Origin of the sequence: Leuconostoc sp. BM2, from assembly GCF_002095565.1 — a bacterium.
In the GTDB taxonomy this organism is placed as follows: Bacteria; Bacillota; Bacilli; order Lactobacillales; family Lactobacillaceae; genus Leuconostoc; species Leuconostoc falkenbergense.
The window spans coordinates 1-11,836 of sequence record NZ_MOWQ01000044.1 but is presented as its reverse complement, the minus strand read 5'-3'; the positions used below and the strand labels follow the sequence as shown (position 1 = coordinate 11,836).

The 11,836-nt window shown below is 38.8% G+C and carries 12 protein-coding genes, 1 tRNA gene and 1 riboswitch; of the genes, 6 read left to right on the top strand and 7 right to left on the bottom strand.

The window, feature by feature from the left end; all coding sequences use genetic code 11:
- The first annotated feature begins 225 nt into the window (after window positions 1–225).
- Together BMG01_RS09295 and BMG01_RS09290 are read left to right on the top strand one after the other, a co-directional pair.
- On the top strand, window positions 226–954 hold the full coding sequence (locus tag BMG01_RS09295; protein ID WP_004910329.1) for an MIP/aquaporin family protein: 729 nt from the start codon (window positions 226–228) through the stop codon (window positions 952–954).
- A 102-nt stretch (window positions 955–1,056) separates the two neighbouring features.
- Window positions 1,057–1,776 (top strand): MIP/aquaporin family protein, encoded by a 720-nt coding sequence (locus BMG01_RS09290; protein ID WP_004910327.1) that lies wholly within the window; start codon window positions 1,057–1,059, stop codon window positions 1,774–1,776.
- Window positions 1,777–1,817: 41 nt separating this feature from the next.
- Here the strand turns inward: BMG01_RS09290 and BMG01_RS09285 are convergent, their stop codons facing one another.
- Window positions 1,818–2,711: an RluA family pseudouridine synthase gene (locus tag BMG01_RS09285; protein ID WP_004910324.1), complete on the bottom strand. Its 894-nt coding sequence runs from the start codon at window positions 2,709–2,711 to the stop codon at window positions 1,818–1,820.
- A 66-nt stretch (window positions 2,712–2,777) separates the two neighbouring features.
- Window positions 2,778–2,866: riboswitch (TPP riboswitch) on the top strand.
- 59 nt (window positions 2,867–2,925) lie between these two features.
- Between BMG01_RS09285 and thiT the strand changes: the two genes are divergently transcribed.
- A complete protein-coding gene (gene thiT, locus BMG01_RS09280) occupies window positions 2,926–3,489 on the top strand; it encodes an energy-coupled thiamine transporter ThiT (protein ID WP_233127289.1) in 564 nt (187 codons plus the stop codon).
- A 36-nt stretch (window positions 3,490–3,525) separates the two neighbouring features.
- Here the strand turns inward: thiT and BMG01_RS09275 are convergent, their stop codons facing one another.
- The 3 genes from BMG01_RS09275 to BMG01_RS09265 form a co-directional block, all read right to left on the bottom strand.
- Complete coding sequence (locus tag BMG01_RS09275) at window positions 3,526–3,996, bottom strand: MerR family transcriptional regulator (RefSeq protein ID WP_004910320.1); 471 nt, start codon at window positions 3,994–3,996, stop codon at window positions 3,526–3,528.
- Between the two features lie 86 nt (window positions 3,997–4,082).
- Window positions 4,083–5,144 (bottom strand): glycosyltransferase, encoded by a 1,062-nt coding sequence (locus tag BMG01_RS09270; RefSeq protein ID WP_004910318.1) that lies wholly within the window; start codon window positions 5,142–5,144, stop codon window positions 4,083–4,085.
- Window positions 5,145–5,163: 19 nt separating this feature from the next.
- Window positions 5,164–7,359: an LTA synthase family protein gene (locus tag BMG01_RS09265; protein WP_036068788.1), complete on the bottom strand. Its 2,196-nt coding sequence runs from the start codon at window positions 7,357–7,359 to the stop codon at window positions 5,164–5,166.
- Window positions 7,360–7,420: 61 nt separating this feature from the next.
- On the opposite strand from BMG01_RS09265, the gene BMG01_RS09260 reads away from it, so the two are divergent.
- Window positions 7,421–7,852 (top strand): GNAT family N-acetyltransferase, encoded by a 432-nt coding sequence (locus tag BMG01_RS09260; RefSeq protein WP_233127290.1) that lies wholly within the window; start codon window positions 7,421–7,423, stop codon window positions 7,850–7,852.
- A gap of 14 nt (window positions 7,853–7,866) precedes the next feature.
- On the opposite strand, the gene BMG01_RS09255 is transcribed toward BMG01_RS09260, so the two are convergent.
- A complete protein-coding gene (locus BMG01_RS09255; RefSeq protein WP_004910309.1) occupies window positions 7,867–8,658 on the bottom strand; it encodes a DUF6681 family protein in 792 nt (263 codons plus the stop codon).
- A 90-nt stretch (window positions 8,659–8,748) separates the two neighbouring features.
- Here BMG01_RS09255 and BMG01_RS11220 point away from each other — a divergent pair, with 90 nt between their 5' ends.
- On the top strand, window positions 8,749–9,072 hold the full coding sequence (locus BMG01_RS11220) for a hypothetical protein (RefSeq protein ID WP_004910307.1): 324 nt from the start codon (window positions 8,749–8,751) through the stop codon (window positions 9,070–9,072).
- 250 nt (window positions 9,073–9,322) lie between these two features.
- Complete coding sequence (locus BMG01_RS09245) at window positions 9,323–10,099, top strand: TIGR01457 family HAD-type hydrolase (protein ID WP_004910305.1); 777 nt, start codon at window positions 9,323–9,325, stop codon at window positions 10,097–10,099.
- Between the two features lie 42 nt (window positions 10,100–10,141).
- On the opposite strand, the gene BMG01_RS09240 is transcribed toward BMG01_RS09245, so the two are convergent.
- Complete coding sequence (locus BMG01_RS09240; RefSeq protein WP_036068790.1) at window positions 10,142–11,347, bottom strand: MFS transporter; 1,206 nt, start codon at window positions 11,345–11,347, stop codon at window positions 10,142–10,144.
- Between the two features lie 397 nt (window positions 11,348–11,744).
- A tRNA-Ile gene (locus BMG01_RS09235) sits at window positions 11,745–11,818 on the bottom strand.
- Between the last annotated feature and the right edge of the window lie 18 nt (window positions 11,819–11,836).

Below are 11,836 nucleotides of genomic sequence, written 5' to 3'. Positions count from 1 at the left end.
TGGAATGATAAAATAGTGGTGCCCATTAAGGTCCTTCTTTCTAATGGAATGTTGTGGTAACACCATTAAAGACCTTGATGGGTTTTTCTGTCCACTTAAATGTTCAACTTAAATTTTACAATCTGCCTCAATTATTAAAAATTACTATTTCTTTAATAACCAATTAATATAAACGTGTAAAATAGTAAGTGTTGATAATTTTTATACCGATAAGGAGAATCTTACATGCGTAAGTATATCGCGGAATTTCTAGGCACCTTTATGTTGGTTGGGATTGGAACAGGAAGTATTGTTTACTCTGCTGCTTCTACACAATCACCATTAACGGTAGCGCTAGCCTTTGGTCTTGCTTTAGCAATTGCCATTTACACATTTGGCCCAATTTCTGGCGGCCACTTTAATCCAGCTGTTTCGTTGTCAATGGCCATCCAAAAAAGACTCACGTGGGTTGATTTTGGTGGTTATATTGTAGCACAATTCCTTGGTGCAATTGTCGCTTCAGCAGCAGTTTACGGTGGTGTTGCCGCTTACTTGAAGTCTTCAACTGTTTCCACAGCATTATCTGGACAAACAATGACCGTCAGCCAATTTATTTCCTATGTTGGTTTGGGTCAAGCAAACTATGCCACTGGTGAACGTCTGAACGCTTTTGCGTTTGAATTTGTCTTGACATTCTTGTTCGTACTTGTGATTTCAATTGTCACAAAGTTGACTAATGTCCCTGCTCCCTTGGTCATTGGCCTTTTCTTAGCCGTTTTGATCATTGTGGCCTTGCCAATTACAGGCGGATCATTCAACCCAGCACGTTCATTGTCACCAGCAATTTTTGTCGGTGGTAAGGCACTGAAACATCTGTTAGTCTATATTCCAGCACAACTAATCGCTGGTGCATTGGCAGCATTTGCCGCTAATTACTTCAATAAAACCAGTGAAGAAAAAGCCGTAAAAGCCTAAAGTTTATAAAGATTGACTAACATTGTCAATCTTTTTTTGTTTCTAGAAATAAACGTGTATAATGGGATTTATTGGTAATATTACACACAAGGAGAATTTTTCATGCGTAAGTATATCGCAGAATTTCTAGGAACATTTATGTTAGTGTTCTTTGGAACTGGTAGTGTTGTTTATTCAGCTATTACGACACAATCACCTATCACAATTGGTTTTTCATTTGGTTTGGCATTGGCCGTTGCCATTTATGCTTTTGGTCAAATTTCTGGTGGGCACTTTAACCCAGCCGTATCACTTTCAATGGCTATTCAAAAGCGTTTGTCATGGGTCGAATTTGTCGGCTATGTATTAGCACAATTGATTGGTGCTATTGTCGCTTCTGGTGCTGTCTATCTTGGCGTTACAGCTTATCTAAAGTCAACATCCGTTACAACTGCTTTGTCAGGTCAATCAATGACAGTCAAACAATTCGTTACTTTGGCTGGTCTTGGTCAAACTAACTTTGCTGACGGGCAAGGCTGGTACGCTTTTGCCTTTGAATTGATTTTGACTTTCTTGTTTGTTTTGGTCATTTCAATTGTCACTAAATTGGCTAATGTCCCTGCCCCATTGATTATCGGTTTGTGGTTAGCAGTCCTAATCATTGTTGCGTTACCTATTACCGGTGGCGCTTTCAACCCAGCTCGTGCCTTAGGTCCTGCAATCTTTGTTCAAGGTAAAGCACTTGGTCACGTTTGGGTTTACCTAGTGGCTGATCTACTAGGTGGCGCTTTGGCAGCATTTGCCGCTAACTTCTTCAACAAGAGCGTTACAAAAGAAGCCTAATCCTAAATAAAAAAGAAGCTCGTCGTGAGCTTCTTTTTTTATTAACGCAATTGTCGTGGAAAATCATCAGGCAATGGACCTGTAATCGTTTTAATGCCACCATCAAAGGGTAAAGGGAGTTCAATGGTAGCTGAATGCAGCATCAATCTTGGCATATGACGCCCACCATATAGGTCATCCCCAACTATTGGATGGCCTACACTAGCTAAATGAACCCTAATTTGGTGCATTCGGCCAGTATCTAAACGAATTCGTAATAAAGAATTTTGATAAACCGTATGTATATTAGTCCAATGTGTCACAGCAAATTGTGCGTTTGTTCCATTGACAGCACGTTTCCTGTCGTCTTGTGCATCAATGCCAATTGGTGTTTCAATTATTCCCTGTTTTGTCGGCATCACGCCACTCACCCATGCCAAATAAGTCCGTGTAATTGCCTTAACAGATAGTAATTGGTCAAGTATTGGGACTACCAAAGGCGTTTTTGCAATAATAACGGCACCCGATGTGGCCCGATCAATTCGATGTACCATATAAGGGGCCACTTCCAAATGGCGCCTTTGAAAATCACCGGCAACGTAATTCAGCAAAGTATCATCTTCTGTTGGTGAATGCGGATGCATTTTCATACCCGCTGGTTTATCGACAACCACAAGATAATCGTTTTCAAATAAAGTTGCTACTTTCTGACTATGATTCGGTCGATAATTAGAGTTACTCGTCCTAAAATCATCCTGATCAAAGGTCATCACTAATACATCATTTGTTGCCAAAAAATAACTAGTCGGGACCACTTTACCATTCACGGTAAAATGTCGCTTAATCCTGAGAGCCCCACGAATACGCTTTGGAATAAGCCATTTTATCCACAATGCTTTAACTGATTGACCGGCATTGTGCGGTGCTATTTTAAATTGATATTGCCATGTTGTCATATAATAAATGCCCACACCTTTAGGGTTAGCTCCCTTAATTTGACTTTATTGTCATTTTCGTTATACTTAGATTATCTGGGGTGCCCTATGGCTGAGATATACCCACCGAACCTGCTCATGATAATGCATGCGAAGGGAGATATAACATTGTTTAGCTCATTAATGGCGCAACCTGTGAACTCTCTTGACGGTTGCGCTTTTATTTTTTGGAGATATGAAATCTATGCAAAATTCTCGTTCCCGCGTCATCGCTGAAGTGGCTATATTTGCCGCCTTGGCTGTTGTTTTCGATTGGCTGACCCTTTTTAAAATGCCACAAGGTGGCGCCGTGACCTTGTCATTGGTCCCAATATTATTTGTTGCCTACCGACATGGTGTAAAAGCCGGTATGGTGACTGGATTAATTGTTGGTGTGGTGACTTTTATTTTAAATCCATATTATTTAAATCCACTACAAGTATTTTTCGACTACTTCTTTGCCTATACATTGGTTGGTCTCGGCGGATTGTGCACGAGCCAATTAAAATATGCACTCCGTCGAAATACAACAAAACAAGCAATGGTATTGGTATCACTTGGCGCCGTACTTGGTGGTTTTGGTCGCTTTTTTGGTTCCTTTTTGGCTGGTGGTTTCTTTTACGGCGCTTTTGCTCCTAAAGGGCAAAATCCTTGGCTCTATTCACTGATTTACAACGAAGCTTACGTTGTCCCACAAATCCTTTTGACTGTCATTGTACTGATTGTTTTACTTCGCGTTCAACCAAAAATGTTCAAATAAAAAGCCAATTATTATAACAATTCTAAATGGAACCTGTTATAGTAACTGGCTTTTTTTCGTAATTGGAAACTCACGTTTATCAACAACCCGATACTTTACTTTTCCAGACTCAAGATAAACATACAGCAATTGCGTTTCAGCGTCATCAAAATAGCCCAAGTTGACCACAACACGTCCTTCATATTCTTCAATACCTTGGAAGGCTTTCTTCATAATATGGTGGATAATCATAGCACTTTCAAGCTGTTCATTAGCCTTATCAACGGCTTCATGTAAACTATCACCATCATCTAAGTTTTGTTTGATAATCGCAACTTTAACAAACGCACGAAACCCATATAATCGAGATTCTTGTTCATCTTCTCGATCTATCGCTTGAACATATCCTTGCTTTTCCCAATAGCGAAGTTGCCGTGTCGATATATTCGTCATACGTGCTAGTTCACCAATGCGAAATTGTAGATGATCAAGAGACGGTTTTTTAAAATTTTCTTTGTCAAAATTCATATTTGTGCCTCTAAAAATAGTGTTCTTTGTCAACTAAGTTGCTAAAAACACGCCTAATATCTATTTAAATATAGCACATTAATTAATTAAAACAAAGCCTGCCACTGTTCTAAAATTGGGCCTATCTCAAAATCTTCAACTCGTCGTAGTGAGATATCAGCATAATGTTGGCGCTCTTTTTGAGTGTTTAATAGTGGCTGAATAGCTGCTAACAAACCATCGACATCACCATTCTCGACTAAAATGCCGTATTCCCCGTCATCTAGCACTTCTGCAGAACCCGTATTTTTCATTGCGACAATCGGTAAACCAAAGCTCATAGCTTCAGCCAAAACCAACGGCAATCCTTCCCAACGAGAAGTCTGTAAGAAAATACTAGCATCACGGTAATGCTGTCGCAAAGCTTCGTCTTTTAGTCCACCACGATAAATAATTTTATCTTGAGCCGCATATTTTTCAATCAATTCTTGAAACGTTACCATATCTTCTGGTAGCCCATTACCAGCAATTGCCAAACGCCAATCATTAGGTAGTTTAGATGCTAGTTGCACAGCGAAATCAATGCCTTTATGCTGAATCGCAATCCGAGCTGTAAAGGCAATGATATGTTGTGTCAAATCAGCGCGTCCATTTGGTGTTATGGTCAACGGATTCCATATTTTGACAGCGTGTTGATTATAGGGCTTAAAGCCCGCCAAATCATAGTCTGTCAGTACAACGACAGTATCAAGTGCCCGCAAACCTGCCTCAAATTCAGTCTGCATATCAGCATAGTACTGACTTTTGTAAGTCGTCACATTGTTATGCATCCAACCAATTAACTGTGTGTCAGGTAATTGTGGCTTCATCACAGCAGCAAAACTAGACAACAAACCACCTGCTAAAATTACCACATCGAATTCCCGTGCAATGTTAATAAAATCTTGAATTTGTTCAGCATATTTGACATAAGGCTTTGCATCGTTGGCTAGTGTTAAGGGCCTCTTTGCAACCAATAAATCCGCTGATAGTGTATAAAAAGGTGGTAAATCAGAAAAACTATAATATACTACGTTGTGCTGTTGTGCCAACGCATTACCAACAACAGTCGTGGCACGCTTCATGCCCCCAAGACCAATGTTTTCAAGGGCAACAAGAATCTTAGTCATATTTTTGCTCCCAATTTCATTAATTTCCACTCCAATCATCTACATTTCGTGGCAACAATCTTGTTGTATCTGTCGCTTTATCACGCGACTCTGGTGCATCAGTGATGTAATCACTCAGAGTCGAGCGGTTACCATTTTTAGACAACAAACTTGTGGATTTTGTCCCTAATTTTTGGTTAATCTTTTTCAACCGTTTGACTGTACTGTCTTTACTGTAATCATATTTCGACGGGTCAACAGCCTTAAAATCTTTTGGTGTATAGAAACGCAATAAATTCTTTTGATTCAAATTATCTGACATATTCAATTTTTTATTCACATAACTTTGAATCTTATTAAGTTTAGTCTGCAATTTTTTGTCAGGATATTCAATTAATTGATTCGTTTTTGTATTCCAAATTCGCCCAGACAAACTAGCATATTCTGGTGTTATCCAGTCTTTATTACGGAATGCAACTATTTGTACGTGCTGCTTGCTTAACAAGTCTTGTCCAAACTGAATATACCGCTTTGTACTGATGCCAAGCAAATGCTCTAATGTAGGCGCAACATCAATTTCACCACCATAAGTATGATCAATATAACCATTTGTCATGCCCGGTATATGAACAATCAGTGGCACCCGTTGCAAATTAGCATTGTCTAAATCGTTCCAGTTACTCTCATTTTTGCCAAGCACGGATGCCAAATAAGGCGCGTCAGTATTAGAAATACCGTAGTGATCACCATACAAGACAACAGCAGTATTATCGTACAACCCTGATTTTTTGAGATAGTTAAAGAATTCCTTCACGGATTGATCAAGGTAGTGATTGGTGATGAAATAGTTGTCCACTAATGTTGAGCCTGTATTCGATGTCTGGAAATTAGGATCTTGATCCTGTGCATCTAGCGTATAAGGTGTGTGGTTCGTCACTGTCAAATATTTAGCATAAAACGGCTGCTGCAAACGTTCTAGATAAGGAACAGAGTTCTGGAATAATAGTTTATCCTTCAGTCCCCACGATGTCGCTTTTTTACCAGTTAAATCAAAATAATCACCGGAAATCCAATTTTGGTATCCCATATGTTTATAAACTGTACTACGATTCCAAAAGCTACCAATGTTACCATGAAATACTGCGCTTGAATAACCAGCACGCTGATTCAAAATAGCAGGCATTGCCTGAAAAGTCTGATCATCTCCTAATTTAGAAAACAGTGAGCCTTGTGGTAATCCAAAAGTAGAGGTCTCTAGCATATTTTCTGCATCTGATGTCTTACCTTGTCCAACTTCATTAAAAAAATTGTCAAATGAAACACTCGACTTACTGTGATATAAGCTGTTCAAAAAAGGTGTGACTTCTTGACCATTAACTTTCAAATCCAGTGACATTTGTTGGAAACTTTCCAAATGAATCACAATGACATTCTTGCCTTTAGCTTTGCCATAAAATTCTGGATTAATCGCCGCGTAATTCTTCTTAATATATTTTTGAACAGCTGTCAATTCAGATGGCGTTGCACTTTTACGAACCTGACTAGTCTGGTATGTGTTAATCGCATCATAAATCGTGAATGGCCCAATACCCAAATATTTCACCATATATTCACGATCAAATTGACGTGTTAATAACTGTGGCCGATCGACATCTGCCAAAAACATATTTGCCACCAATACAAAAACACCAATGGTAAAAAGTTTAAATGGTTGCAAACGTTTTAATGGCCGCTGGTCAAACTTAATTTTCCGGAAGACCATCAGGCCAATTAAAATCACTAAATCAATCCAAAATAAAAAATCATGTATCCCGAAAGAAATGGCCCCGGCTGCTTTACCACCTTGGTTAACGGTATTGTACCCCAACATGGTATTAATGGACATGAAATCTGAAAATTCTCGAAAATAAATGACGTTTAAATACAACAACGTTGTCATCGCTGTATCAATTAGTAATAATGCTCCATAGTAAATCTGTTTGGGCTTGATAAATAAGGCCAAACTAAACAAAATCATGGTAAACCCGATTGGATTCAATAACATGAGAACGACTTGCAATGGATCAGAAACGTGTAGCCAATCAAAATCAGCACCGTACGCCAAAATAGCTTTCAATGTGAATAAGACGACCAACCATGTGAAAAATCCAAGTCGTGTATTCAATTGTGCTAGCCAATTTTTTGGCGCCAGCGTCTGGTGCCAAAATTTTTTAAAAAAATTTTTCATAAGTTTCATTATACCAATTTATATGGTCACTCGCTCTAAATATTGCTATACTTGTATCATGACAATATAAATTAAACATCAAAAAGGGCTCGGTCCAATTCAAGCTGACGCCCTCATAATTAGAAAAACCGTTTTTGTTATCGAACAAGGCGTTGCTATTGCTGACGAGATGGATGATCCGTCAGCCGAAGAAGAAGCGATTCATATCGTAGCATATGTTGATGGCAAACTAGCAGCAACTGCTCGTGTTTTACCAGAGTCCGCAACAACTTGGCATGTTCAACGTGTAGCCACACTCTATCCTGCGCGTGGCAAGGGTCTCGGTAGCAAATTATTTGCCTATATTGAACAACTTGCCCCTGAATACGGTATAAAAACATTAGTATTAGGCGCACAAGTTCAGGCACGCGGTTTCTACGATCGCTTAGGATTTTCTGCTTTTGGCGAAGAGTTCATCGAGGCTGGTATTCAACATATTCACATGAAAAAAGCGCTGTCATAGGCGCTTTTTTTGTGTTAAGAACGCCTCATGTAAGCAATTTCAACTTTAATTTGATAAGGTTGTTGATCATCGATGAGTTCACTTCTCGTAGCAACATGACTTGGTCCACCAGTCAGAACTACGGAAGCAACGGCCAAACGATAATGTGACAATGCTTGATCCGTTGGTGTCAGACCCACGCGAGATACATTCCCAAGTTCGCGAGCCTGCAACTGATTGATACCACCAAATATTGTCAATGTGCCATCAGCTTCTTGCATATCAAAATAAGGTAATATTGTCCCTGGATGATTGGCATTAATCACACCTTTTTGTGCAATAATTTGTCGTTGGGCCTGTTCACCTAAGTGACCATAGTCTTGTGCGATTAAATTCAAATCGGTCATTTCACGAGCAATCGCTTCAATGTTGGTTCTTTGCTGTAAATTACTATCAATTACGCCGTTCATAACATCTTGCCGCTCGTACAGTCCATTTGCTGGAATAATCACACTCGCTGCTGCTTGTGTACTTTCTTCATGCGGCTGCCCCACAATTTGTTCTATTTTAGGCGAAATATCCCATTTCGTTGTTTTTTTGGTAAAAAAATACAACACATTTAAAATAACAAAATACAATAAGACTAAGAAAATAGCTACTAATAAACTCCCCCTTAGAATACGACCGTTTACAAAAAAACGATATGCTAGATAGAGTAGATACCATACGCCCATGGCACCAACTGCAGTATAAATACGACCTTTTACTTTAGAATTAGTAGTAAAATAGCCAAGGTAATGATTGACTAAGTCAAGCAATGTAAACATTATTGGCTGTCCTCCGAAGTACTTGTAGAAGTTGCATTAGAACTCGAACTTTGACTCGACGACGAACTTGACGACGATGAAGAGGTTGTTGTGCTAGAAGTTTCCGATGAAGTTGCGCTTGAAGTTGAAGACGAAGAGGGCGTAACTGATGATGAGGTGTCACTACTCTCAGATGATGAGTCATCACTAGATGACTTATCGCTACTTGTTGTCGATGTATTTTTACTTGTAGTTGTCGAGGACGAATTGGTACTAACTGACCGTGATGATGTCCGTCCACCTTCTGTTGTACCTGTTGCAACGTTAACAGCCAAATTTGCCGCACTAATTGCAACAATTAATGACACAATTGCTGATGGTGTCAAAAAAGGTGGTGTTCTATATTTTTTTGCCATAAGCCCCCCTCTGTGCTGATATGATTAGTGTCTACTATAAGCATTGAACATTAACAGTATAATTATATTTTACCCGCTTTCCATCAAATAAACATAAAATAAATCCATAACTAAAACGAAAACCCGCAATCTCTTGCGGGCGGACGATATTTAGGAGATTTTATTTTAGGGAGATTGAGATTTGGAGAGAAGTCCGTTGATTCGTTGTTTGATATCAACTACTGTTGATGTGTATAATATAGTCATTCAATGTTAAATGGAGATTAAACATGTCAAAATACAAAGCCTATTTTATCGATCTTGATGGCACTATCTACCAAGGATCTAAAAAATTTGCATCAGGCAAACGATTTATTGATCGTTTAAAAGCAGCCAATATTCCTTATTTATTTGTTACGAATAATTCAACCAAAAGTCCGGCTGACGTTGCTGCTAACTTAACGATTAATCATCAAATTGACACCACCATTGATCAAATTTACACCAGCGCCATGGCAACGGCCGATTACTTGAAACAATTGGCAACCCCACAGCAAACACGGGTTTTGGTTGTTGGCGAGACTGGACTTGAAGAAGCACTTTTAGACGCCGGATTTGATTTGGTACAAGACGAACATGCTGATTTTGTTGTAGCAGCATTAGATCGTGCATTTACATATGATAAATTGATGTATGCAACTTTAGCAATCCAGCATGGTGCTAAATTTATTGCCACCAATCGTGATACTAATTTACCTAATGAACGCGGTATGATTCCTGGAGCTGGTGCCATTGTCGCCGCCATTGAAACAGCTACTCAGATCACCCCAACTGTTATTGCGAAGCCTCAGACACCAATTATGACTGGCGCTTTGCAAAAACTAAAAATTGCCAAAGAAGACGTTATTATGGTTGGTGACAACTATAATACCGATATTTTAGCTGGTATCAATGCCGGCATTGATACACTATTAGTTTATTCAGGTTTATCAACTCACGATCAAATTGACCAAGTAGCAATCAAACCAACCCACGAAATCGAAAGTTTAGATGATTGGCTTGTCTAATTGAAGATAGTAAAAAACGCATCATATTTTGATGCGTTTTTTTTAAGCTAATTCACGTTTAGTTACTTTTTGAGTTATTTTTTTTGCTTTATTTGGGCGGTAGAATAGCAAGTAAAGAATTGCCGAAACAATCGGAATAACTGCTGATACCAAATACAACTCGCGGAATGAAAGCGAATTGTGCAACGCGCCTAACACGTATGGGCCAACGCCTAATCCCAAATCCAAACCAATGAAATAAGTCGAAAGAGCAATACCAATTCGGTGGCTAGTGACAAGTTTAAGTGTGACAGCCTGTCCATTTGACATAAATGTACCATATCCCAAGCCAATAAACGCACCAGATAGTAACAATACAAAACCATTATGCGCAAACGCTAAAATTACTAATCCAAATGCCAAGAACAAATAGCTAGGATACATCACGTAATTTTCACCAAAGCGATCAAAGATTCTACCAGTCATAGGACGCGTCAAGGTTACAATACCAGCATATACCACAAAGAAAAATGAACTAATAGCAACTAAATGCAATGTCTCTGCGTAAGAAGCCAAGAATGCCAAAACTGATGAATAAGAAAGGCCCATTAGAAATCCGATGCCGGCAATCAATAACACTTTAAATTCAATAAAACTAGAAACTTTCCATGACTTTAATTCAGCCAGATGTGCTGCGGACAAAGTAACATTATTAATTTTAACCGCGAACAAAGCAACCATTGATATGCCAATTAATATGGCTGACAGAATAACGATAAACTGAAAGCTTGTTGCATTCAATAACAACAAACCGATGAATGGTCCAATAGCCGCTGCCAAACTTGTACTCAAACCATAGTAATTGATTCCTTCGCCTTTACGCTTCTCTGGTATAAATTCAGTGACAATTGCGTTAAGAGCAGTTGAAGTCATACCGTATGCAAAACCATTAAGCAAACGAACACCATCGAGAACAGCAATCGTAGGAACAGCTAAATAGGCTATTGTCGTTATTAAGTAAAGGATTGCGCCCCATCGCGCAACTCGCTTGCGTCCAAACAATTCAAGCTCCTTACCCATGATTAAACGCGCAATCAACGTACCAATAATATAAATTCCTGATGCAAGACCAGCCTGCCCAAATGACGCATGTAGTTGATCATGCGCAACTACAGCAATGATTACCATCATGAGATAATACACCAAGTAAACAATAAAGTTGATGATCGTAATCGTTAAAAAGCCTTTGTTAAATAATTTTTCTTCCATTTTTCCAATCTCATTATACCTCAACTACTAACAACAAAAAATGTCGCTAGGTGGGCACAAAAATCGGACCGGATATTGTATCATACATGTCGCGCGAAACCTCATCATTTTAACACCGCGCGCGTTTGCATGAAAACAATGTAAGCGTTGAGCCGTTGATTTAAGATTACCACGATTTCACAAAGTATGCAAATTTTTTTTTATTTTCTTATTATATTGTCAAATAAGTTGACAATATAGTCTTTAATAATAAGAAATTTTAAAATTTGCTTGTGAAAATAATATTTTATAACAGATTTTCTGAAAATAAATGAAACAATTTTACTGAAAACACAAGGGGAAACAAAAAGAGGAAACAAACGTTATGTTACCATAACACTTGCTTCCCCCTGAATCATGGGCCATCCAGGACTCGAACCTGGGACCTCTGCGTTATCAACACAGCGCTCTAACCAACTGAGCTAATGGCCCATATTTTGATGCCGCTTC